Raw genomic sequence first — 22948 nt, forward strand, 5'->3', positions numbered from 1 at the left:
GCCAGGCGACACTTTGCTGTTGACCATGGTTCTATTTTTTAGTACATTATGGCCGCATTTATTTCAGGGATCTCCTTATGGCATGGCAAAAGATGGCACAGGCTCTGGCGCTGCGCCGCTACCGCAGGCGTGCTGCGAGGGGGAGCAACGCCCTCAGCTTCAGCGCGCTGCTCCAGGAGGCGCAACGGGTTCTGGTGTGTCTGCCGGAGCAGGCGGCGGAGTATGACCGCCTTGTGTCAGCTTTGGCGGAGATCCGCAAGACTTTTCCCAAGGCTCAGGTCACCTTGGTGCAAAACGGCGCGATTCCCGTCTCCACCGAAATGGCCCGTGGATTCCAGCTCATTGTCTGGGGGCCTGCTGATCTCGACCGCAGCGGCGGGCCGAACAGCGCCTGTAAAAAGCGTATTTTCAATGCTCCCTACGACGTGGCCGTCGATCTCAACCGTGCGGTGCATTTCTTCAGCCTCGCGCTTGTGATGGAAAGCGGGGCTCCGGTCCGTGCCGGTTTTGCCGATCCCGCCCGGGAGGAGTACTACTCTTTTCTCTTTCGCTCGGGATCTCCGGATCCCCTGCGGGCGTTTTCCGGGCTGTTGGCCTATCTCGGCCGGCCCAAAGCCGTCCCCTCGCCGCTCACAGCTTGCTGATCCCGATCCCGTCCCGAATACCGTCTCTTGTGGTTTTTCCGCACGCAACTGCTTTCCGTCCCTCTACCCGCTGCCCGAAAGTCCATCGGTTTGGCTGAACTCCGGCCACTCTCTCACGCCAATATCTTATAACTTCTTAATCTTACTCACAAAAAGACCATATAATCTGGGCACCAAATTTGCTGTAGCCCAAAGCGCTGCCGGCCTTCACGACGGAAGGCGACATGGAAAAGGGGGAAAAGGCGTGGCATCTGGACGGGCGGGGGGATGGCAGAGAATCGGGAGAGACTGAAGGAGCGCTCTTGTTGTCGAGTGTAACGCCGGGAAAAGCGGCTGGCAAGGGGTCGGCGTTTGGGCTGCTGGGCGAAAAACGCCTGAAGCGGCGCATCAGAGTGCTGCGGCTGGTGATCCGCTGGACGCGATTGTTATCGCATCTTGGTGGCGGCGACGAGGCTTTTCTTGCCTTGGCTCCCTTTTTCAAGCGCCATTTCAGCGTCGACGGGTTTGCCCTGTGGGTGCGCGAACCCGGCCGCTTTAAGCTGGCGCTGGCGTGGCCGCCGGTTCTGGAGGAGGCCGCACCGCTGCAGCTCTCCTGGCGCAATGGCCATATCTTGACCCCGCGCGAGGCATTCGCCCTGCCTGCGGCTTATGCCAGCCGTCTCGATCTGTTGATTGCCCGACCGGGCGACGCTCCGTTGGGCTGGCTCATCCTGCTGCGCCGCAAGGAGACCGCGTTCACCGTCCGCGAGCGCAATCTGTTGCGCAAGCTGATGGAGCTTTTTGCCATGCATCTCTCCGCGCAGGTGCGCGTCCGCGACGCCGAGGCCCAGGCCATGACCGATGTTCTAACCGCGATCTGGAACCGGCGCTATTTTGCTGACCGTTATCCGGCCGAGTTGCAACGGGCTCGTCGCTATCACCGCAGTCTCGCTGTGCTGATGATTGATCTCGACACCTTCAAGGCCTATAACGACACCTATGGCCATCTCGCAGGAGATCAGGCCTTACGGGTGGTCGCCCAGGTCCTGAAAAACAACCTGCGCGCCTCCGACATCCTCTGCCGCTATGGCGGCGAGGAGTTCGTCGTGCTGCTCCCCGAAAGCGATCTTGATCACGCGCTGCTCGCTGCCGAGAAACTGCGCCGGGCGGTGGCTGCCGAGCCCCTGCCGATCGGCCACGGCATGAGCTGCGGTCACGCTACCATCTCGATCGGCGTCGCGGCCTGTCCCGAAAACGGTGAAGGGGAGACCGAGCTGCTGCATCAGGCGGACCGGGCGTTGTACCAGGCCAAGCAGGCGGGACGCGATCGCGTCCTCGGCGCCAGGGAGACTCTCCCCTCAACGGCCCTCACGGCCGGCATGCAGCAGCGTGATTGCCCTGCATTCGTTAAATGATCGGCTTTTGGCCACTGCAAAATAGGTGCCGCTGCTCCATTGTTGAATCCCCTCCGGCCAGGTCAGCCGGATCCTACGGTCGCTTCCTGCGGCCACTCTCCCCTGATAGAGAAGTGCCACTTCCCGCCCCAGCAGGTCATAAAGGCGCACGGTGACCCATTCGGCTTCTTTCAAATCAAAGGCGACGGTCAGATTCCGGTAGTCGCCGGCAAGGACCGGATTGGGGAAAAGGCCCCGCAGCCGCGCAGATTCCGGCAGCACAACCGGCTCCTCCACTTTGGTGGATTCGACAGCGGCCAGCGTCTGCACCACGCCCCAGCCATAGTCGAAGTCCGGGGTCTGGCGGCGCGTCGCGGTCTGGCGCATGGCTTGGAGGATCTCCATGGGGGTCAGGGCCGGATTGGCGCAAAGGATCAAGGCGGCGCAGCTGGCGGCGATCGGGCAGGCGGCCGAGGTCCCGGAGACGTAGCTGTAGCTGGTGCCGCTCCCTGCGGCAGGCGGCACGGCCACGCAGGCGACGCCGATGCCGCGTGCCACCACATCCGGCTTGATCCGGCCGTCCGCCGTCGGCCCGCGGGAACTGAAAGAGGCGATGTTGCCCTTGCTATCCACTGCACCCACGGCAATCACGCTGTCTCCGTCTGCCGGGGCGGAGATATAGTGCCAGACATTGTTGCCTTCATTGCCCGCCGCAACCACGACCACCACGCCCTTAGCCACCGCCAGGTCAGCAGCGCGCGTGATCGGCGCCGTTTCTCCGTTCATATCCGCATAGGTGTACCAGTCGATGTAGCCGAGGCTGGTGCTGATGATATCCGCACCGAGACGCTCGGCCCACTCCGCCGCAGCGATCCAGTGATCCTCTTCCGCCTGGATCTCCTGTGAGACATCCTCGGTTTTGGCGAGGAGGTACTCCGCCCGCGGGGCACCGCCGATCAGGTTGCCTGGCTTGTTGGCGGCGAGAATCGAGAGCACCATGGTGCCGTGGCTGTTCTGGTCGCTGCGCTCGCCCGCCTGATTGTCGAGGTTGTCGTCGTCCTGAATGAAATCATGTTGGGCCACGACCTTGAGGGAGTCGAAGGCCTCGTGGGTGAGCCGGAAGCCCGTGTCGAAGACGGCAATGAGGACCCCCTGGCCGTAATAGCCCATCTGGTGCACGGCAGGGATCTGCACCTGTTCATTCTGCTCGAGGCTGAAGCCGTAATCCAGGGGACGGTCGGCGGCGCGGGAGGGTTTTTGCAGGATCGGCTCCGCCTGGGGCAAAGGCTGGTACCCGCGCAGGACCGGCTGGATGCGGGCGATGCACCCTAGCGCGGCGGCTGCTGTGATCTGTTCCGGAGTGGCCGCGGCGCTGACGCCGTTGAGCCATTGAGAGATGACCACGGGACGGATGCCGAGGGCGGTCAGTTGTTCCAGATAGCCGGAATAGACCGGGAGATCGGTCGCATCAACCAGGGAGCCGGCCGGGGCGACCTTTGCGCGCCGTGCCAGGGCCCGGGGAGAGAGCCCGGCCTGGGCGTGCGCCAGCGCCGCTTTTTCGAGGCTGTACGGTCCCTTGTCACGGAAGAAGAACCAGGTGCGCGGGCCCGCGGATTCGTCCGCCAGGAGGATGCCTGCCTGCAGGAGCAAAAAAAGCAGGATCGGCCGAACCAGGGCCGATCCTGCACTGAGACAGCGAGGATTTTTCATATGCCGGATCTATCTCTTTTCCATATAGGCTTTGGTAATGTAAATCGGCGCGACCGGGGTCGAATTCTCACCCATAGCCGACAGGGTGACGGCGGCGTCGCCGATTTTTTGCAGCACATCGAGGCCCTCGATCAATTTGCCAAAGGCGGTATACTGGCCATCGAGCGACCGGGTGCCTTCGCGCGAGAGGCAGATGAAGAACTGGCTGCCGGCGCTGTTGATGTCATCACCGCGGCGCGCCATCGAGAGGATGCCAAGGTCGTGCGGCGTATCATTGAATTCCGCGGGCAGGGAGTAGCCCGGACCGCCCTCGCCTTCATTGCCGATGATGGCGTCCTTGCTGTTGATATCGCCGCCCTGGATCATAAAGCCCTTGATGACGCGGTGGAACTGTGTGCAGTCGTAATAGCCGGCCTTGACCAGGCGTTTGAAGGAGGTGCAGGTCATCGGCGCCTTGTCGGTGAAAAAAGTGGCCACCATCTTGCCGTAATTGGTCTCGAGGACCGCCACCTCATGGGCTTCAACCGGCTCCATCGGCGTCTGTTTGACTTTTTCCAGCAGCTGTTGGATCTGGGCGTCGCTCAGCGGCGCGCACTCTTTTTGCGCCCGGGCTGCCGGTTTGGTCTCCCCTGCTTCTTTTTTGCCACAGCCCGCCGCCACCAGGGCGGCGCAGGCCAGCACCAGCACTATCTTTTTCATGCGCTTCTCCTCCGTTCGTGGGTCGCACCTTCTCCCCGCCAGCAGCGGGATGTACCGCAATAGATACAAAAAAATAGGCGGATTCGCAAGCGATTTTTCGGGCAGGATAAAGAGCGAGGACTAAAACGGCGCACCGCATTTTTGCTTTGCAAACCCCGCGAATATTTCCTATTTTCATTTTATGAATACCCCGGCTGCTTCCCATTCCTTCGCCCAGGTCGTCTTCCCGGTGCCGGTCGATCATGCCTACACCTATCTTATCCCCGGCAAATTCCAGGAGGACCTCCAGCCCGGCATGCGCGTTCTGGCGGAATTTGGCCCGCGCAAGTCGACCGGCTTTGTCGTCGCACTGAGCCCGACCGCCGATCGCGGCGATTTGAAAGAGATCGAGGAGGTCCTCGATCCCGTGCCGCTCTTCACGCATGAGGTCCTCGATCTGGCGCGCTGGATCGCACAATATTATCTCTGCGGCTGGGGCGAGGTGCTCAAGGCGGCGCTGCCTTCGGGGATCCACAAACATTCGGTCAAGGTGGCGCGCTTGACCTGCGACGATCCGGCCCGGGTCGCAGAGCTGCTCGAGAAGCGCGCGCCGCGCCAGGCGCAGATCATCCGTCAGCTCGCGGCGAAGAATCCCCTGCCGGTCAAGGAACTCACCAGCCGCGCCGACGCCGGCAGCATCGATGCCAGCCTCACCAAGCTGCGCCAGGCCGGTTTCATCCGCTATGAGCTGATGCTACCCCGGCCGCGCGTGGGCCAGAAATTCGAGAATTTTGTCCAGACCGCCGCTGGCTGCACCGACGAGAGCCTCTTCGCCCTCGCCCAGCAGTTGCGCAAATCCGCCCCGCGCCAGGCCGCCCTCCTTGACTATCTCTGCCAGCACGCCGGCGAGGAGTTCAGCCGCAGCGACCTAGCGCGCGAAGCGCGCGTCCCCCTCGACGCGGTCGCCGCCCTCGAGGCGCGTGGAATTCTCGATCGCCGCCGGGCTGCGGTGCAGCGCGACTATTACGGCGCCCTCGAGGTGGAGCCGCCGCTGCAGCTCAAGCTCAACCCAAACCAGCAGGAGGCCCTGCGGGTTATCCGCGAGGAGCTCGATCGCCGCGAGTTCGCCACCGCCCTGATCCACGGCGTCACCGGCAGCGGCAAGACTCAGGTTTATATCGAGGCCATCGCCCGCGTCATCGACGAGGGCGGGGCCGCCATCGTCCTGGTCCCGGAGATCGCCCTCACTCCGCAAATGGTGCGCCGCTTTCGCTCCCATTTTGGCCGCCTTGTCGCGGTTTTTCACAGCCGCATGTCCCCGGGCGAACGCTACGATTCCTGGCGCGCCACCTGGGAAGGCAAACACCGCATCGTCATCGGACCGCGTTCGGCCATCTTCGCACCCCTCGCCGATGTGCGCCTGATCATCGTCGATGAGGAGCACGAACCCTCCTACAAACAGAACGATCTTACCCCGCGCTACCACGCCCGCGATGTGGCGGTGATGCGCGCCAAACTCAACCGCGCCGTCGTCGTCCTGGGTTCGGCCACCCCCGCACTGGAATCCTATTTCAATGCCCGCTGTGGCAAATACCGGTTCATCTCCATGCCCGGCCGCATCGACGACGTCCCCATGCCGAAGATCACCTTCGTCGACATGCGCAGCGAGCCTAAAATCATCGGCAGCAAGGACCCGGTGATCCTGTCGCGCTTCCTCCGCCAAAAGATCGACGAAAAGCTGGCGCGCGGCGAACAGATCATCCTCTTCCAGAACCGCCGCGGCTTCGCCACCCTCTTCAAATGCAGCAGTTGCGGTTATACCGCCGAATGCGAGAACTGCTCGATCTCCCTCACCTACCACCTGCGCGGCCGCCTGCTCAAGTGCCATTATTGCGGTTTTGTCCGCAAAGCCCCGGAAGTCTGCCCGCAGTGCGGCGGCCTCGACCTCGCCTTCCGTGGCATCGGCACCCAGCGCATCGAGGAGGAGCTCAAGAGCCTTTTTCCCGGGATCAAGTCGGTGCGCATGGATCTCGACACCACCCGGGGCAAGTATGCCCACGATCGCATCCTCACCGCCTTCGGACGCGGTGAATACCAGATCCTGCTCGGCACCCAGATGGTCGCCAAGGGACTCGATTTCCCGCGCGTCACGCTGGTGGGCGTGGTCTCGGCCGACTCGGAACTCTATTTTCCCGATTTTCGCGCCGGCGAGCGCACCTTCCAACTTCTCACCCAGGTATCGGGGCGCGCCGGCCGCAAGGAGCGCCTGGGTGAGGTGGTGATCCAGACCTATTCACCGGACCATCCCTCGCTCTTTTTTGTCAGCACCCATGATTATCCGCGCTTTTACGAATCGGAGATCAAGGAGCGGGAGGGCCTCGGCTATCCGCCCTTCAGCCGCATGACCCATATCCTCTTCAAAGGCGAAGAGGAGGCCGCAGTGCAGCGCACCGCCGAACGCATTGCGCACTATCTGCGGCCGGGCAGCGCCTACCGCACCCTCGGCCCGACACCCTCGCCGCTGGCGCGGCTCGAGGGACTCTATCGGTACCAGATGCTGCTGATGAGCCTGAAGGAGAGTGATGCCGGCGGCAAGCGGATGAAGGATGCCCTCCGCCGAGCCCTCGAACAGTTCCACGAGCACCACCGCGCCCGCGGAGTGCAAATCATCATCGATGTCGACCCGATTTCGATCATGTGACCTTGATGGAGGTAACGATGAGGAGAGTGTTTTTTGCGATCATGCTGCTGGTCATCAGCCTGCCGGCGCTGGCGGGCGGGACGGCAGCTGCAACCGACCGTGCGCGCATCCTGATGATCAATCCCTCGCAGGGCGATCTCGAGTCCATGATCCGGATGATCGAGACCGGGGTGGTCCCCCTCACACGACCCGCTTTGACGGCGGTTTATGGGGCGCGGGTGGAACGCAACCTTGCGACCATCCAGAGCCGTATCGCAGAACGTGCGCTCCCCTGGGTCGATTTCGAGATCGTTGCGGGCGAACTCACACCGGAGAATCTTTATGGCGAGAATCCTTGCACTGGAGACTTCCGCCGCCTCTGCATGCAAAGCGATGCCGCGCTCTTTTACGGTGGTGACGATCTCCCGCCAGCCTGCTACGGGGAAAAAAGCAATCTCCTGACCGTTCTCGAAGCCCCGCAGCGCCATTATTTCGAGCTCTCTTTTCTCTTCCATCTTCTCGGCGGCAGCCAGAACCCGGCCTTCAGGCCCCTGCTGGAGGACAAGCCCGGTTACATCCTGCGCGGGTTTTGCCTCGGCATGCAAACCTTGAATGTCGCGGCCGGCGGTACGCTGGTACAGGACATTCCCAGCGAGATCTACAAGTTGCATTATGTGGAGGAGTATCTCGCCCTGCCCACGGAGAAGCGCCACGACAACTATTGGTCCAAACTGGACCCGCACGGCAATTTCTTCTGGTGCCATTTCCAGCCGCTCCGTTTCGTACCGGGCGGCTTCTTTGCGCAGGCGATGCATCTGGGTCTGCAAGAGCATCCCCTGGTTTGCAGCAGCCATCATCAGGCGGTCCGGAAGCTGGGTCGAGACCTCCAGGTGGCGGCCACCTCGATGGACGGCAGGGTGGTGGAGGCGCTGACGCACAAGCGCTATAAAAATGTCCTCGGGGTGCAGTTTCATCCGGAGCAAAGCGCGATCTATGAGCCGGAGGGGACTGGTCACCAGCTCAGTCCGACCGATACCACTCTGGTGACCATGCACGCCTATCTTCAGCAATACGGCAGCGTGGACTTTCACCTTGCCTTCTGGCGTCAGTTCGCCGCTCTGCTGCAGGCGGCGGAGTGATGCCGCTGCGAACTCGATGAAATAATTACCGGCTGATTATTGTATTACTAACGAATTTCAACGCATTATCTGACCTATTCCGGACCCATTGAGGATCGACATGGAAAAAAAGAAATTGCTGGAAATGTACCGTATGATGCTGCTGATCCGCCGTTTCGAGGAGCGGACCGCGCAGATGTACGGCATGCAAAAGATCGGCGGCTTCTGTCATCTCTACATCGGCCAGGAGGCAGTCGGTGTCGGCGCGGTCTCCGCCCTCCGCCCCGGCGATCAGTTCATCTCGGCTTACCGCGATCACGGCCACATCCTCGCCATGGGCACCGATCCCAATCTGGTGATGGCTGAACTCTTCGGCAAATCCACCGGGGTTTCGAAAGGCAAGGGGGGCTCGATGCACCTCTTCGATGTCGGGAGAGGCTACTACGGCGGTCATGGCATCGTCGCCGGACAGGTGCCGGTAGCCACCGGCATGGCCTTCGCGGCCAAATACCGCAAAGAGGACAAGGTAGTGCTCTGCTCGATGGGCGAGGGCACGGTGCACCAGGGCGCTTTCCACGAATCTCTCAACCTTGCGAAGCTCTGGCACCTGCCGGTGATCTATCTGATCGAGAACAACCGCTACGGCATGGGCACGCCGCTCGAGCGCGCCTCGGCTGTCTGGGATCTCTCGCAGAAAGCCTGCTCGTACGATATGGCCCGCGCCACCGTCGACGGCATGGATGTCCTGGCCGTCCACGATGTTGTCGCCGAGGCGGTCGTCCGCGCCACCCGCGACGGTGAACCCACGCTCATCGAGGCGCGCACCTACCGCTTCCGCGGCCACTCGATGTCCGATCCGGTCCACTCTCACTATCGCACCAAGGAGGAGGTGGAAGATCAGAAAAAACAGGACCCCATCCACCTCTTTCAGGAGAAATTGATCGCCGAGGGCGTGCTGAAGGAAGAACGGATCAAGGAGTACGAGGATGAGATCAAAAAAATCGTCCTTGATGCCGTCGATTTCGCTGAAAAGAGCCCGGAGCCTGCGCCCGGAGAACTCTATACCGACATCCTGAGCTGAAGACCCGCCGGCAGCCTTGCACGCACAGCGGCCGATGTGGAACTACCTTGAACTGTATCGAAATAAAAATAGAGAGCAAATCATGCCAGTACTGACGTTTCGTGAAGCTCTGAACCAGGCCATGGCCGAAGAGATGGAGCGCGATCCCAATGTCTTCCTGATGGGCGAAGAGGTAGGTTATTACCAGGGTGCCTACAAGGTGAGCCAGGGTCTTTTGGAAAAATTCGGTCCGCAAAGGGTGATCGATACCCCGATCGCGGAGCTTGGCTTTGCCGGCCTCGGCGTCGGCGCCGCCCAGGTGGGCCTGCGCCCGATCATCGAATTCATGACCTGGAATTTCTCGCTGTTGGCCCTCGACCAGATCGTCAACAACGCCGCCAAACTTCGTTACATGTCGGGCGGCCAGATTAAAATGCCTATTGTTTTCCGCGGCGCCAACGGCTCCGCCCATCAGCTCGGCGCCCAACACTCGCAGTCGCTCGAATCGTGGCTCTGCCACATCCCCGGACTGATCGTCATGGCCCCGAGCGTACCGGCCGACGGCAAGGGGATGCTCAAGGCGGCCATCCGCGACGACAATCCCGTCGTCTTTTTCGAGAGCGAGGTGGCCTATGGCTACAAGGGCGAGGTGCCAGAGGGGGAGCATATCGTGCCGATCGGGGTCGGCGACATCAAACGCGCGGGCAAGGATGTGACGATTATCGCCTGGTCCAAGATGATTCATGTCGCCCTCGAGGCCGCCCATATTCTGGCCGCTGAGGGGATCGAGGCCGAGGTGGTCGACCCGCGCACCCTGCGTCCACTTGATGAGCAGCTCCTGGTCAGCTCCGTCGAAAAGACCAACCGCTGCGTCATCGTCGAAGAGGGCTGGCCGTATGCCGGCGTCGGTGCCGAGATCGCCCACCGTATCTATATCAACGCCTTCGACCATCTGGACGCCCCGATCCTCCGCGTCACCAGCGAGGACGTGCCGATGCCCTATGCGGCCAACCTCGAGCACGCGGTGGTGCCCAGCGCGCAAAAGGTGGCCGCTTCGGTGAAAAAAGTACTCTATGTCTAGCTGACGGAACGGAGATAACAGCATATGGCGAGCAAACTCACGATGCCCAAGCTCAGCGATACCATGACCCTGGGCGTCCTGCTGAAGTGGCATAAAAGAGAAGGCGAAACCGTGGATGCAGGCGAGGTGATCGCCGAAGCTGAAAGCGACAAGGCGACCATGGAACTCGAGGCCTTCGATGCCGGCACGCTTCTCAAGATCGTCGTCCCCGAAGGCGGTAAGGTGCCGGTGGGCGGATTACTGGCGATCATTGGCGAAAAGGGGGAGGATATCACAGCGCTGCTGGACGCTGCCGCGACTGCGCCTGAAGCGGCGGCCGCCAAAGGGGCGGAGCCGTCGGCCGCATCGGCCGCTGCAGTGAAAAGCGAGGCGCCGCTCCCGGTGACACCAGTGCCGGATATGGCCCCCGCCGACGTCATTCTCACCAGCGACAGCGTCCGGATCAAGGCCTCACCCCTGGCGCGCAAGATCGCCGCGGAAAAGGGCATCGATCTGCGCCGGGTGCAGGGGAGCGGCACCGGCGGACGCATCATCAGCCGTGATCTCGCGGCCATGCCCGCCCAGGCGTCGGCGGCCGCCGCTGCCGCACTCGCGATAGCAGCGCCGGCGACAGCCCCGGCCGGCCGCAGCGAACAACCCCTCAACACCATGCGGACCGCGATCGCCGCGCGCATGTCTCAGAGCAAGAGCACCGTGCCCCATTTCTATCTCACCATGGAGATCGACATGGAGCGGATGGTCGCCCTGCGCGCAGAAATGAATGCGGCGCAGAGCGAAATCAAGATCAGCTTCAATGACCTGATCGTCAAGGCGGCCGCGGCTGCCCTGGTCAAACATCCGCGCGTCAACGGCTCTTTCGCCGGCGACCGCTTCATCCTGTACGGGCAGACCGACATCGGCCTGGCGGTGGCCCTCGAGGACGGCTTGATCACCCCGGTCGTGCGCAATGCATCCGCCAAAAGCATCGGCCAGATTGCCATGGAGTCCAGGCTGCTGATCGAAAAGGCCAAGGCGCGCAAGCTGACGCCGGAAGAGTACACCGGCTCGACCTTCACCATCAGCAACCTCGGTATGTTCGACATCGAGGAATTCAGCGCCATCATCAATCCCCCCGAAGCGGCCATCCTGGCCGTCGGCGCGATCCTCGAGAAACCCGTTATCCGGGAGGGCGTGGTTGCCATCGGACGGCGCATGAAAGTAACCCTTTCCTGCGACCACCGCATCATCGATGGTGCCACCGGAGCGCTTTTCCTCAAGGAATTCAGGACTTTTCTCGAGAATCCGGCCCTGCTGCTGTTGTAAAGAGGGGGTTATTCGGACGCAGCCCGCTGTCTGCGCAGCTGACCCTTGTAGCGGGCGCGGATACGAAGGAAATCCGCGTTGTAGAGACCCGATTTGAAATCGGGAAAGGCCCAGGGGGCGGCCAGATAGGCCCCCTTTTCAAAGTGGAGGGTGGGGTCGGCGTAGATGCCCTGGTCCAGGTAGATCTTGTGGGCGTTGTATTTGGCCGAGGCGAGGACCAACTTGTCGTAATCGATGTAGCCGGGATCGAGGTTGACCTTGCGCAGTCCCGAGACCGCCAGTGCCTCCTCAAGGGCGTTGCAGGCGATCTTGATCCCCGCCAGGGCTCCGGGGCTGATCAGGGGTTCGAAGGCGACAAAAAGGCGCTGGATCGGGACGCCCATCTCGCGGTTATAATACCCGGTGATCGTGAAAGGGTAGAGGGCACTGCGGTAATCGATGCGGCCGTAGCGCTCGGCAAGAACCTCGAGAGCGTCGGCGAGGCGCTTTTTATCGCTGAAGAGGATGCCACAGATCAGTTTGACGGGAGCCGGCTCAACGGGTTTCATTCTCCCTCCCTTTTTCTGTCCCCAATGGCCCCGGCCGGTAGATACCATGCACCTTCTCCAGTTCCATATTCTCCGCCAGCGCAACTTGCGCGCGCTCGATCCACTCCGGAGCGATAGCAAAAAGCTGTGAGACCACCCTCGGGTACTCCTGCTTGAGCCGGCGTTTGCGCTTGCCCTCAGGGGTGGCGATCTGCAGATAATCGTCGTGCAGGTAGACCAGTCCCTCGGCGCGCAGCTGGGTCAGACAAATGCCGTGCATCATCCCCTGATAAAATGAGTCGAGCCAGTGCTGCAGAAATTCCGCCGGCGGGGCGGATCGGTCTTCAAAGGTATAGCGCAGTTTTTTGACCTGCCGGTCGAAGGTGGAGAGGGCATAGCGTTCGCGCGCATGGTCATATCGCAGCTCGACGCCCGATTGCGGGCTGGTGTGAATGCTGGAGCGGTCACGATGGAAGGCCATGGCGCGGGTGAGAAGATAACCGGGATCAACCAGGAATTTGCCACCCTGCAGCTCGACAATCAGGGCGCAGTGGACATTACGACGGGAACCCATATCGGCCATCACGATATACGCGCTGTACCCGAGGTGGAGCAGGATGCACTGGAGGAAGAAGGAGAGTGAAAAACAGGTGCCGCCGAGGTTATGGCGCACATAATCGTCCATGACCTCCTCGGGGAGACGGATGCGCTCGATCGTGCGAAAATGGTGGTTGAGCTTGACGATCTTGCTGATGTTCTCATACGGCAGCCGCGAAAAATGGAAGAGCACCTTCTCGAGCTGGAGGTGGTCGGGCGCGCCGGCTGCGAGGCCGAAATGGCCGAGAAAATGGCGCACCGCAGCAGCATGGCGCCAGGGATTGAGAGGGGGGGCGAGTGGGTCAGTCATGGAATTCCTGAAGGTTGCGGCATGTGCCCTCAGAACTTGCCGTCCATCCGGAATTCCGCCGAATCGAACCAGAATCCGGATTGGGTGATGGAGTCGTACTCGGCCTGCAGCAGATCATAGTGGTAAAGCTCCTGCTCGCGGACGAAAGAAAAGATGCCCGCCACGGCTTCCTCGCGGGCGCCGGCGGCGACCCGGCCGTAATACTCGATGGCTTCCCGTTCCTGCTGCATGGCGACGCGCAGGGCCTGGAGTTCATCCATGGAGTCATCGCGGATCGACTGCCGGGCCTTTTCCCCGAAGACCGGCAGCGGCGGGTGCTCCGGGAATTCCTTGAGCCACTCGCGCCAAGCGCCCAGACCGGCATCCGCGTCGAGCATGCGTTCGAAGGTGAGCAGGTGCAGGGTCTCTTCCTTGGCCAGCCGCGCGAAGACGGCCTTGCCTGTGGCCTGAGCGGTCTGTTCCGCCGCCTGCAGATAAAAGGCCCGGCCTGATTTTTCCATATCGATGGCCATGCGGATGGATTCCGCCAGGCGCGCGAGCTCTTGGGTCATAAACACTCCTTTTTTGTCACCCATCAACCTTCTCAATCTAACACTACGCACGGAAAGAAGCAAATAAAAAACCAAATAATGCTTGATTCGCGCGCGGGTATGTGCTATATTCTACATATCGCAGAGGAAGTGCTATGCGCTGGGGCATCATTTCGGATGTGCATGGAAATCTGCAGGCTCTCGAGCAGGTGTTGCGCGCTGTTGATGCCGAGTCGTGTGACGAACTTTTCTTTCTGGGTGATGCAGTTGGCTACGGTCCGCAGCCGGATGAATGTGTAGCCGTGCTTGGCGACCGGGTTGTGCTTGCCATCCTCGGCAACCATGACGATGCCGTGCTGGGGCGGACCAATCCCTTTTCCTTCAATGAATATGCCTTGCGAGCCGCGCTCTGGACCCGAAGGACGATCACGTCGGAGACGCGAGCCGCAATCGCAGGCTATACGCTCATCGGACGGCGGGAGGGCGACCTCTTCGTCCATGCTTCGCCTGCAAATCCTCGTGCCTGGGAGTACCTGCTCTCCATCCGGGAAGCGGAACGTCAGTTCGCCGCTTTCACTGAACCGTTCTGCTTTATCGGCCACTCCCACATGCCGGGTGGCTTTATCTTAACGCCGGAGGGGCGGATTACCGCCTTCCGTCCGAAGCGGCTCCTGCTGGACGACCAGTTTCGCTATATCATCAATGTCGGAAGTGTTGGACAGCCGCGCGACGGCGACCCGCGCGCCTGCTTTGTCCTCTATGACCGGGAGAAAGGACTGATCGAGTTCAAGCGGGTGGAGTATCCGGTCGAGCGGACGCAAGCCTTGATGGCCGAGTCTCATCTGCCTGACTTCCTGATCCAGCGCTTGCAAAAGGGTTACTAAGAGAGTGGGCGACCAATGGAAATGCAGCAACGCAAGAACGGCAAACGCGTGGTCCTCTCACAAACGGCTTATCATCAGATCGCTCATATCCTTGAGGAGCTGCTGAGCCGCTCCCAGGCGCGTCTTGCCCTCTTCGCCGATATGAACGGCTATCCGGTGGTCCATCGCGGCGATGCCGATACCCTGGACCTGGCTGCCCTCACCGCCCTCGCAGCCGGTGATTTCGCCGCCACCGCCGAGATCTCGCGTCTGATCGGACCAGAGACGCGCTTCCGGTTTCTCTATCACGAGGGCAGCCAACGCAGCCTCTATCTCTGCGCGGTGGGGTCGGACTATTTCCTCCTGGTGGTTTTCGATAATTCGGTCGCGCTGGGCATTATCCGGGTGCTCGCCCATTATGCCGTCGAGAAGATCGGCCGCTACCTCCAGTCGCTGAAACAGGAGAGCGAGCAAACCCGACAGTTCCTCGATTTCGAGTTCCGCGATCTGCTCGCAAAGCAGCTCGACCGCAGTCTGCGGCCTCGTTGATATGCATATTGACTGGCTCCGGCAAGAAATTGTCTTCAAAATCGTCTATTACGGTCCCGGTCTCGGCGGCAAGACCACCAATCTGGAGTATTTGCACGCCCATCTGGAACCTGCACTGCGCAGCCGGCTGGTGGTGCTGAAATCACCCGAAGAACGCACCCTCTATTTTGATTTTTTCGAACTTTCTCTTGGCGCCATTAAGGGCAAGAAGCCCCGCTTTCATCTTTACACCATTCCGGGGCAGCTCTATTATGCTCCAAGCCGCAAGATTGTCCTCCGTGGCGCAGACGCGGTGGTCTTTGTCGCCGATTCGCAATCATCCCGGCGGCAGGACAATCTGGATACGCTGATGGACCTGGAGCTGAAGCTGATACAGCAGCAGAAAACCCTGGCGCGTTTCCCCTGGGTCCTGCAGTACAACAAGCGCGATCTGCCGGAGATCGAGACGGTGGCCGAGATGGAAGCGACGCTCAATTTCCTCCAGGTGCCCTATTACGAGGCCGTCGCCACCCGGGGAATCGCCGTATTTGAAACCTTGCGCGGCGTCATCCAATTGCTGCTGAAGCGATTATGAACAAAGAGACGAGAATGGCCCAGCCCGCATTCCATAGAATCGGTCCTGAACCTGCCCTCCCTTTTCACGAAGCAGCCCGGCGCGAGATGCAGGAGATGGTCCGGATCGGCGGGTTCGATGCGGTTTATCTTTTCAGCCGCGAGGGCTTGCTGCTCGCCTCGCATGTGGCCAGCAGCGGGCTGCTCCGCGAGGACCATGCCGTCGAATTTGCCGTGATGATGGCCAAGCTGAAACCGGTGATTAAAAAGATGAGCGGCCTTGGCGCTCTCAAGGAAACGGTCATCGAGGATGGCGAGGGCAAACGGCTCGTCTTCCGCTATCTCTCGGTATTCGGCCAGACGGCTCTGTTGCTTCTCGTCATCCCGGCGCAGCGGAGCTACCGCGGCCTGGCCAATCGGCTGTGCCGGCTCATCGAAGCGCAGGCGGTTCCGTGAGCCCGGCAACGCCAGCCCCGGCCCGTATCGAGGAGGTTGGCGGATCCATCAAGCCAAGGGCCATCGCCACTCTCTCGTGGATCCTCTACGATCTGGCCAATACGGCCTATTCGATGAACGTTGTCTCGCTTTACTTTGGCACCTGGATCATTCTCAAACTCGGCCAGAGTGATTTCATCGTCTCTTTCGCCAACTCGTTCTCAATGATCCTGGTCGCATTGACCATGCCAGTGCTGGGGGACTGGTCGGATCTGCGCGGCGGCAAGATGCTGTTGCTCGGGCTGTTCACCGGGATCTGCATCGCGGGTACCGCGGCCCTCGGCCTGCTCGGCACCCATGTAAGCAGCCTCAGCCTCCTCATTCCCCTGGTCATGATGGTTTTCATCCTGGCCAACTACAGCTACCAGGGGGGGCTGGTCTTTTACAACGCCCTGCTGCCCGCGGTGAGCACGCCGCGCACCATCGGCCGCGTCTCCGGATACGGCGTTGCGGTCGGCTATATGGGCTCCATCATCGGCCTGGCTGTGGCCGCCCTTTTCGTCGACGGCCAATTTTATGGACTGCGGATTCCCGGCATCACCGCCGGCGGTACTACCGCCGCCTTCGTGCCCACAGCGCTGGTTTTTCTGATCTTTGCCATACCTGTTTTCCTCTTCGTCAAGGAACCCCGCGTGCCCTTCGGGGAGCAGGCGGCCTGGAACCTGAGGGCCTCGTACCGCAAGACCTTCAAGGCCCTGGTCGATTCCCGTCAATATCCAGGGTTGCCGCGTTTTCTGCTGGCCAAACTCCTTTACGAAGACAGCATCGAAACGGTGATCATCTACATGGGGGTCTACACCCAGGCGGTGATGGGCTTCACCCTGGCTGAGGCCAACCAGTTTTTCATCGTCATCATTCCCTCGGCCATTGTCGGCTCTGCGCTTTGCGGCATTCTGACCGACCACTATGGCCCAAAAAAGACCCTGACGTGGGTCATCATCCTTTGGGTGGTCAGCCTGACGGTGGTGATCAGCTCGAGCAGCCGTGCCCTTTTCTGGGTGTCCGGTTGTATCATCGGCATGCTGATGGGATCGGTCTGGACCTCGGCCCGGCCGCTGCTCATTTCGCTGGTCCCCGGCGAAAAGCTGGGTGAGTTTTTCGGCCTCTATGCGCTCTCGGGGAAAGTAGCCGCCGTGGTGGGGCCGATCATCTGGAGCAGCGTCACTTGGGTTCTGGCTTCATTCGGCCCGGCCGTCAAATACAAGGCGGCGATTGCGGCCCTGGCGCTGAATATGGCGGCCGGCGCCTGGCTGCTGCGGCGGGTGCCGGATCACCACCAGCGGCTGCCACGGCATTGAACCGGATGCATGCTGCTGTTTCAGGATAGTGCAATGTCTTGTGCGGAGACGACAGCGGCACATTGCATAAATATACAAGGCCTTGTTATTTAGCGGTATGGGTTACGGTTGGCGTGCAGCGGACGGAACTTTTCATGGAATGTTATTTGCATGAATGGTTTACCTTTTTCGCCTAGACAACGGTGTTATCTCGGGACCCGGCTCGCATAAGGGAATCGCTATGACGGATCTGAAACGGTATTTTATCTTCTCGACGGATGCCAAGACCATAAGCACGGTGGCCTCCAGCCTTGCCGCAGCGGATGGCCGCGTAGTGCGCAGCAACACCGAGGCAGAGTTCCGCTATTGTCTGCAGCAGATTGCCACCTTCGACGCGGCGATCGTGGACATCAGCGCGGAACGCCGTCATTTCGAAATGATCGAGGAATTTGTTGCCCATTTTCCCACCAAGCCCCTTATTGCCATCGTCGCAGCCGCGGATCTTAACTCGGCGATGCAGGCGATCCGCCTCGGCGCTACCGATTATCTGCTTCAGCCGGTCCTCCCTGAGGAGGTCCCTTTGGCACTCCACCGCGCCCTGCAGCTCGATCTCTCGCCACAGTTCCGCATTGCCCAGCGGTTGGGCTGGCGCCGCGAACGCGACCTCGGCCCGGTGGTCGGCAGCGGCGAGGAGATGCTGCGCATTTTGCAGACAATCGGGGAACTCGCCCGCAAGGAGACCCACATCCTTTTCTGCGGTGAAGAGGGCGTCGGCAAGACCTACTTCGCTCGTCTTCTCCATTTTCTCAGCCCGCGCCGCTTCCAGCCCCTGTTGCGAGTGGCCTGCGCCAACAAAACCTCCGGCGATCTTCTCCTTGAACTCTTCGGCACCCGTGGCGGACTGCTTTCACCTACCTACGACGCCACCCTGCTCCTCGAACAGAGTCATGCCTTGCCCGTCTCGGTGCAAAACCGTCTTGCCCATTTCATCGAGGAACAAAAACAGATCCAGCCCACCTCCGGCATCCGTCTCCTTGGCCTTAGCACCGACGCCCCGGATGAGGCCGCGGAGAATCTCTTCAACCGCATCGGCGCCAGCCTGGTGCATCTGCCCAACCTGATGCAGCGCCAGGCCGACCTGCCGCGCCTGTGCCAGGTCCTGCTCCAACAGATCACCCCGGAGCTGGACCTGCCGAATCGCGAACTGCAGCCCGAAGCCCTTTCGCTGCTGCGCGGCCAAACCCTTGCGGGGAACATCCGCGAACTCAACACCATCTTGCAGCGCGCTGCCATCATGAGCCGGACCATGTGGATCGAGTCGCAGGCCCTGCAGGCCGCCGGTCTAGAGACCGCTGCAGAACACTCCTCGATGGTCTTCGGCGCCCCCACCACGCAGTTGGATGACGTCGAGCAGGTGGTGATCCGCAAGGTCTTGTTACAACACAACGGCAATGTCAGCCGCACCGCCGCTGCCCTCGGCATCAGCCGCGGCACCCTTTACAACAAGATGAAAAAATACGGCCTGATTTACAGCGAGTCGGAGTCGCCCGCGGCGCGTGAGTAGTAAAAAAGAATGACATTGTCGCTAAAATGAACGATTCGCCGGACCCCGCCTGGTCTCCGTCGCTGATTACATTTATGTAACCCCATTATTTTCAAAGATCGTTCTCCGTAGTACTCCATCCCGCCTTCTGGCACGCAGATTGCTATTTCTGTCGCATAATGTGCCGTTGCTCCGGCACACACACCGTTCTGCAACTTCGCCGATCCTTTTCAACCATGGGATTCGTATGGGCACCTTACGGAAAAAGCTGCTGGCGAAAGGAACCCGCATCCTCGATCTTGGGGTCCTACTCGGTACCTTGACGGGCGCTGCGCTGCTGCAGGCCCGGCTTCTGACAGGGGGATGGCACCTCCATCTTTCGCCTGAAATCATCACGCCTGCAGGGGGGCTGGCCCTCGCTGCGCTCCTCATCGCCTGGAACCGCCTCTTCGCGCACTTTGGTCTTTACGAGATCCGCCGTCTCGATGGGCGCGCGCGCGAGTGGTTCGACATCGCCAGGGCTGTCACCCTCGGAACCCTGATTGCTGCAGCGCTGGCCCTGCTGATCACCGCGGCGCCGGGCAAGGAGTATTTTCTCATCTTTTATCCTCTCTCGCTGATCGCTGCGATCGCCAGCCGCGCCGTGGTGCGCGAAGGGCTGGTCTTCTTGCGCAACCGCGGCCGCAATCTGCGCGACGTTGTCTTTGTCGGCAGCGGCCCGGAGGCGGTTGATCTCGCACAGAAGGTCCTCTACCGCGCCGACCTCGGTTACCGGCTGCGCGGCTTTGTCGATGACCATCCCCAGAATACCCGGCTTTGGCAGGGCAAGTGGTTGTGTACTCTGGATGCCTTTCCTGATTATCTGGCGCGGCACGAGGTTGACGAAGTTTTCATCGCCCTGCCCGTCCAGACCTACTTTGAACAGATCCGCCAGATCACACGGTTGTGCGACGAGGAGCGCATCCCCTGCCGGGTGCCCTCCGATCTGATGGACCTGAACACGGCGGGGACGGCGGCCTACGAACTCAACGGCATCCCCATGCTTAACTTGCGCTGCTACGGTCAGCCCCGGGCCACCCATCTGCTCCTCAAGCGCCTGATTGATTTCATCGTGGCCGCGATGGGTCTCATCCTGCTGGCGCCGCTCTTTCTCGTGGTCAGCCTCCTCATTGTCTGCAGCTCGCCGGGACCTGTCTTTTTCAAACAGCAGCGTGTGGGTTTAAACCGCCGCCGCTTCCGAATCTACAAATTCCGCACCATGGTGGAGGGAGCCGAGGCGCTGCAATCCCAGCTCGAGCATCTCAACGAGGCGGACGGCGCGGCCTTCAAGATCGCCAGGGACCCGCGCATCACGCCGGTGGGGCGCTGGCTGCGCCGCACCAGCATCGATGAGATTCCCCAGCTCATCAACGTCCTGCGCGGCGAGATGAGCCTGGTCGGGCCGCGTCCCCTGCCGGTGCGCGATGTCAACAACATCTATGAACAATGGCCAAGCCGGCGCTTCACGATGCGCCCCGGATTGACCTGCCTCTGGCAGATCAGCGGCCGCCACCGGCTGCGCTTCAACGAATGGATGCGGCTCGACTTGAAATATATTGATGAGTGGTCGATCTGGCTCGACCTGAAAATCATGCTGCGCACCATCCCGGAGGTGGTCCGGGCCTCGGGCGAATAGGCCGGCCGGCACCGCGCGGATTTCTGCATTCGGCTCCTCCTGCAGGTAATTAAAGAGGTAGTTCGTTGTACTTTGACCCTGCAGTTCTCTGAGGAGATACCGATGTTCACTGCGTTCTTCCGATCCCGTCTGCGCATCCTTGGTCCGGCTCTCCTTGTGCTTGCTCTGGCGCCCGGCCGGCTGCCGGCGCGGGAGTATCGGCCCCCCTTTCCCCGTCTGGTCTTCCAGCGCCCTGGCGGCATTGCCGGCGGGGCGGCCCAGTATTTTTTCAGCCGCTATGACCTCGCCATTCACGGGGGCGGCGGGATCAACGCCTATGCCCTCAACGATAGCATTCACGCACTCAATCCCAACACCATCATCCTCGGCACCTCGCGGCAGGGGATCTGGCCCGGCAATCCCGTCTGGCCGCCCGCTTGCTTTATCTATTCCAGCTGGTTCGACAGCTTGAGAGCTGCAGCACAGCCCGGCGACACCCAGATTCGCGTCAAATCGACTGCGGGCTTCAAAACCAATGCCCTCAACGACGATATTTACGCCCTGGTTGGCGCCAACGACTGGATCTCCTTCACCGGTTTCACCGACACCACAATCTACGGCATCCCCGTGAGTGGCGATTATGCCCTCAACGTCGTCCATGCCATCGGCGATACGGTCAAACGGCCATCGCGTTTTCAGGGTTTCGGCTATCTCCACAACGTCACCGCTTTTGCCCCGCCCATCAACGGCCAGCCGGTCTGGGCCTATTTTGTCGATCAGCGCTTCAATGCCGCCAAGCAGGATTTCAGCCGCTTCGATGGCGTCTTTTATGATGCCTTCCGCTTTTTTTTCTGGGGCGATGATTTCCAGTCCACCATCGACCTCGACTACAATCATCGCAACGATCTTGTGGAGAGCGGCAAGGGACTGAGCTGGGTCAATGCCCGCTGGGGCGAGGGCGTCCGTCAGATGATGCCCTATGAGCGGCAAAAATTCGCATCGCTGCATCCGGGCGAGCCGGTCGTCGTCGCCGTCAATATGGGCTCCGCCCAGGAGGGCGATCCCTATCCGATACGCTATTGCGACGGCATGGAGTGGGAGGGCTTTATGCGCTTTGCCTATACCGCCCCTGAACTCATCCGCGTCAACCAGCTCTGGGAGACGGCACACGACACCCTCTTCACCCTCATCGAAGATAACGTCACGAACTTGAACCAGAGCATGGATTATAAACGGATCCGCTATGGCCTGACCGCCGCTCTGATGTCCGGTGCCTATTATGGTATGACCTTCGGTAACGAGTACAGCCTCTCGCTCTGGTACGACGAATTCGACCTCGACCTTGGCTTTCCCCGCGGCGCTGCGCGCAAAATCCCCGGATTGACTGATGTCTATGTGCGCTTTTTCGACAAGGGGGCGGCGATTTGCAATGCCTCGGGCCAGAACGTCACGGTCACCAGCGCCATGCTGGCCGGTCTGCCAGGCTACCAGGGGCCCTACTACCGATTCCTCGGCGGGCAACGGACTCCGTTGACGCCAAGCATCAATAACGGCCAGCTTTTCACCACGGTTGACCTCCTGGGTGAAACGAAAATCCCGGCCAAAAATAACACCGGCGACGGTATCATCCTGCTGTCGCATCCTGATACGGTGGTGGCCGACATCATCGTCGGAACCTGCTATTTCAATGACACCTCGCCGGGGACCGCGCGTGCCCAGTTCGATGCCGGTTTCCGGCCGGTGCCGGATCGCGGCAACGAGAATGTTGATATCGCCTCCCGAAACCGCTGCTTCTCGCAGTGGGTGGCCTCGGACTCGACCGGCATCGGTTATTATTACAGCTCCCCGAACGAGAGCGCCGGCTGGGCCACCTTCCGTCCCACAATCGGCGTGGCCGGCTGGTACGAGATCAGCGAATGGCATCCGATGGTCGGAGAGACCCCGTCGGCCTATCAGGAGGCCGATAATGTGCCCTTCGAGGCGGTGGTAGCCGGCACTAAAAAGCTCAGCGGCATCATCGATCAGACCAAAAACTACGGCCGCTGGAACCGCATCGCCATCCTCTGGTTGCCCGGCGGCACCGGCAGCTATGTGCGCCTCTCCAACCGCGGCAACGGCTATGTCGCCGCCGATGCCATGCGTTTCCGCTATCTCAAGCGCGTGGTGCCGGACGTGACGCCGCCGCGGCGCCCTGTGGATCTCCGGCTGGTCCGGTAGGCCGCCGCGGCGGCCACTCCCGCCCTGCAACCTCTCTCGAACCCACCCAGTCCGCCTGCCCTCTCGCACCCACCCGCCACTTCGAGCAGGCGCGAGAGGGGCTGGCTTGTGCGCCACCCGCTCTCTCGCACCTACCCAGTCCGCCTGCCCTCTCGCACCCACCCGCCACTTCGAGCAGGCGCGAGAGG

General features: G+C 61.1%; 20 protein-coding genes. 15 read left to right on the forward strand and 5 right to left on the reverse strand.

Annotation, left to right across the window (positions count from 1 at the left end; translation table 11 throughout):
- Positions 1–77 precede the first annotated feature (77 nt).
- Both PLH32_06840 and PLH32_06845 read left to right on the forward strand, forming a co-directional pair.
- Positions 78–644, forward strand: a complete 567-nt coding sequence (locus PLH32_06840) for a hypothetical protein (GenBank protein ID HQJ64312.1) — start codon at positions 78–80, stop codon at positions 642–644.
- 224 nt (positions 645–868) lie between these two features.
- Positions 869–2038 carry a GGDEF domain-containing protein gene (locus PLH32_06845; protein HQJ64313.1) on the forward strand — a complete coding sequence of 390 codons (1170 nt, stop codon included), beginning with the start codon at positions 869–871 and terminating at the stop codon, positions 2036–2038.
- Here PLH32_06845 and PLH32_06850 read toward each other — a convergent pair.
- The gene (locus PLH32_06850; protein ID HQJ64314.1) at positions 1982–3727 is read right to left on the reverse strand and encodes a S8 family serine peptidase; all 1746 of its coding nucleotides are present in this window, start codon (positions 3725–3727) and stop codon (positions 1982–1984) included. The two genes, PLH32_06845 and PLH32_06850, sit on opposite strands and share 57 nt — an antisense overlap.
- A gap of 9 nt (positions 3728–3736) precedes the next feature.
- Positions 3737–4426: a peptidylprolyl isomerase gene (locus tag PLH32_06855; protein ID HQJ64315.1), complete on the reverse strand. Its 690-nt coding sequence runs from the start codon at positions 4424–4426 to the stop codon at positions 3737–3739.
- A 181-nt stretch (positions 4427–4607) separates the two neighbouring features.
- Between PLH32_06855 and priA the strand changes: the two genes are divergently transcribed.
- From priA to PLH32_06880, 5 genes are all read left to right on the forward strand, one after another.
- Entirely contained in the window at positions 4608–7106 is a 2499-nt protein-coding gene (gene priA, locus PLH32_06860; protein HQJ64316.1) for a primosomal protein N', read from the forward strand.
- A 17-nt stretch (positions 7107–7123) separates the two neighbouring features.
- Positions 7124–8224, forward strand: a complete 1101-nt coding sequence (locus PLH32_06865; GenBank protein HQJ64317.1) for a gamma-glutamyl-gamma-aminobutyrate hydrolase family protein — start codon at positions 7124–7126, stop codon at positions 8222–8224.
- A gap of 100 nt (positions 8225–8324) precedes the next feature.
- The gene (pdhA, locus tag PLH32_06870) at positions 8325–9284 is read left to right on the forward strand and encodes a pyruvate dehydrogenase (acetyl-transferring) E1 component subunit alpha (GenBank protein HQJ64318.1); all 960 of its coding nucleotides are present in this window, start codon (positions 8325–8327) and stop codon (positions 9282–9284) included.
- A gap of 82 nt (positions 9285–9366) precedes the next feature.
- Positions 9367–10344: a pyruvate dehydrogenase complex E1 component subunit beta gene (locus tag PLH32_06875; GenBank protein HQJ64319.1), complete on the forward strand. Its 978-nt coding sequence runs from the start codon at positions 9367–9369 to the stop codon at positions 10342–10344.
- A gap of 24 nt (positions 10345–10368) precedes the next feature.
- Positions 10369–11646 (forward strand): pyruvate dehydrogenase complex dihydrolipoamide acetyltransferase, encoded by a 1278-nt coding sequence (locus tag PLH32_06880; GenBank protein HQJ64320.1) that lies wholly within the window; start codon positions 10369–10371, stop codon positions 11644–11646.
- 8 nt (positions 11647–11654) lie between these two features.
- On the opposite strand, the gene PLH32_06885 is transcribed toward PLH32_06880, so the two are convergent.
- From PLH32_06885 to PLH32_06895, 3 genes are read right to left on the reverse strand one after another with little or no spacing between them, the layout of a single operon-like run.
- Entirely contained in the window at positions 11655–12194 is a 540-nt protein-coding gene (locus PLH32_06885; GenBank protein ID HQJ64321.1) for a DUF4416 family protein, read from the reverse strand.
- Entirely contained in the window at positions 12181–13080 is a 900-nt protein-coding gene (locus PLH32_06890; GenBank protein ID HQJ64322.1) for an arylamine N-acetyltransferase, read from the reverse strand. The genes PLH32_06885 and PLH32_06890 overlap by 14 nt, the downstream gene beginning before the upstream one ends.
- Before the next feature lie 29 nt (positions 13081–13109).
- Complete coding sequence (locus tag PLH32_06895; protein HQJ64323.1) at positions 13110–13631, reverse strand: ferritin family protein; 522 nt, start codon at positions 13629–13631, stop codon at positions 13110–13112.
- Positions 13632–13765: 134 nt separating this feature from the next.
- On the opposite strand from PLH32_06895, the gene PLH32_06900 reads away from it, so the two are divergent.
- From PLH32_06900 to PLH32_06935, 8 genes are all read left to right on the forward strand, one after another.
- A complete protein-coding gene (locus tag PLH32_06900) occupies positions 13766–14494 on the forward strand; it encodes a metallophosphoesterase family protein (protein ID HQJ64324.1) in 729 nt (242 codons plus the stop codon).
- A 15-nt stretch (positions 14495–14509) separates the two neighbouring features.
- A complete protein-coding gene (locus PLH32_06905; GenBank protein ID HQJ64325.1) occupies positions 14510–15022 on the forward strand; it encodes a roadblock/LC7 domain-containing protein in 513 nt (170 codons plus the stop codon).
- A 1-nt stretch (position 15023) separates the two neighbouring features.
- The gene (locus PLH32_06910; protein HQJ64326.1) at positions 15024–15596 is read left to right on the forward strand and encodes a GTPase domain-containing protein; all 573 of its coding nucleotides are present in this window, start codon (positions 15024–15026) and stop codon (positions 15594–15596) included.
- 14 nt (positions 15597–15610) lie between these two features.
- Positions 15611–16030 carry a hypothetical protein gene (locus PLH32_06915; protein ID HQJ64327.1) on the forward strand — a complete coding sequence of 140 codons (420 nt, stop codon included), beginning with the start codon at positions 15611–15613 and terminating at the stop codon, positions 16028–16030.
- Positions 16027–17367 (forward strand): MFS transporter, encoded by a 1341-nt coding sequence (locus tag PLH32_06920; GenBank protein ID HQJ64328.1) that lies wholly within the window; start codon positions 16027–16029, stop codon positions 17365–17367. The genes PLH32_06915 and PLH32_06920 overlap by 4 nt, the downstream gene beginning before the upstream one ends.
- A gap of 220 nt (positions 17368–17587) precedes the next feature.
- Positions 17588–18910, forward strand: a complete 1323-nt coding sequence (locus tag PLH32_06925; GenBank protein ID HQJ64329.1) for a helix-turn-helix domain-containing protein — start codon at positions 17588–17590, stop codon at positions 18908–18910.
- Positions 18911–19136: 226 nt separating this feature from the next.
- Positions 19137–20564, forward strand: a complete 1428-nt coding sequence (locus tag PLH32_06930) for a sugar transferase (GenBank protein ID HQJ64330.1) — start codon at positions 19137–19139, stop codon at positions 20562–20564.
- Positions 20565–20666: 102 nt separating this feature from the next.
- Positions 20667–22760, forward strand: coding sequence for a putative glycoside hydrolase (locus PLH32_06935; GenBank protein HQJ64331.1), 2094 nt, complete (start codon positions 20667–20669; stop codon positions 22758–22760).
- The last annotated feature ends 188 nt before the right edge of the window (positions 22761–22948 follow it).

This window comes from bacterium, assembly GCA_035419245.1.
Taxonomy (GTDB): Bacteria; Zhuqueibacterota; Zhuqueibacteria; order Residuimicrobiales; family Residuimicrobiaceae; genus JAKPUX01.

Bases quoted from the DNA above. Each gene is read 5' to 3' on its own strand.
- PLH32_06845 (HQJ64313.1), top strand. From the start codon at position 869: ATGGAAAAGGGGGAAAAGGCGTGGCATCTGGACGGGCGGGGGGATGGC.
- pdhA (HQJ64318.1), top strand. From the start codon at position 8,325: ATGGAAAAAAAGAAATTGCTGGAAATGTACCGTATGATGCTGCTGATC.
- PLH32_06895 (HQJ64323.1), bottom strand. From the start codon at position 13,631: ATGACCCAAGAGCTCGCGCGCCTGGCGGAATCCATCCGCATGGCCATC.
- PLH32_06930 (HQJ64330.1), top strand. From the start codon at position 19,137: ATGGGCACCTTACGGAAAAAGCTGCTGGCGAAAGGAACCCGCATCCTC.
- PLH32_06875 (HQJ64319.1), top strand. From the start codon at position 9,367: ATGCCAGTACTGACGTTTCGTGAAGCTCTGAACCAGGCCATGGCCGAA.
- PLH32_06840 (HQJ64312.1), top strand. From the start codon at position 78: ATGGCATGGCAAAAGATGGCACAGGCTCTGGCGCTGCGCCGCTACCGC.
- PLH32_06935 (HQJ64331.1), top strand. From the start codon at position 20,667: ATGTTCACTGCGTTCTTCCGATCCCGTCTGCGCATCCTTGGTCCGGCT.
- PLH32_06915 (HQJ64327.1), top strand. From the start codon at position 15,611: ATGGCCCAGCCCGCATTCCATAGAATCGGTCCTGAACCTGCCCTCCCT.
- PLH32_06850 (HQJ64314.1), bottom strand. From the start codon at position 3,727: ATGAAAAATCCTCGCTGTCTCAGTGCAGGATCGGCCCTGGTTCGGCCG.
- PLH32_06910 (HQJ64326.1), top strand. From the start codon at position 15,024: ATGCATATTGACTGGCTCCGGCAAGAAATTGTCTTCAAAATCGTCTAT.
- PLH32_06880 (HQJ64320.1), top strand. From the start codon at position 10,369: ATGGCGAGCAAACTCACGATGCCCAAGCTCAGCGATACCATGACCCTG.
- PLH32_06925 (HQJ64329.1), top strand. From the start codon at position 17,588: ATGACGGATCTGAAACGGTATTTTATCTTCTCGACGGATGCCAAGACC.
- PLH32_06885 (HQJ64321.1), bottom strand. From the start codon at position 12,194: ATGAAACCCGTTGAGCCGGCTCCCGTCAAACTGATCTGTGGCATCCTC.
- PLH32_06865 (HQJ64317.1), top strand. From the start codon at position 7,124: ATGAGGAGAGTGTTTTTTGCGATCATGCTGCTGGTCATCAGCCTGCCG.
- priA (HQJ64316.1), top strand. From the start codon at position 4,608: ATGAATACCCCGGCTGCTTCCCATTCCTTCGCCCAGGTCGTCTTCCCG.
- PLH32_06890 (HQJ64322.1), bottom strand. From the start codon at position 13,080: ATGACTGACCCACTCGCCCCCCCTCTCAATCCCTGGCGCCATGCTGCT.
- PLH32_06905 (HQJ64325.1), top strand. From the start codon at position 14,510: ATGGAAATGCAGCAACGCAAGAACGGCAAACGCGTGGTCCTCTCACAA.
- PLH32_06900 (HQJ64324.1), top strand. From the start codon at position 13,766: ATGCGCTGGGGCATCATTTCGGATGTGCATGGAAATCTGCAGGCTCTC.
- PLH32_06855 (HQJ64315.1), bottom strand. From the start codon at position 4,426: ATGAAAAAGATAGTGCTGGTGCTGGCCTGCGCCGCCCTGGTGGCGGCG.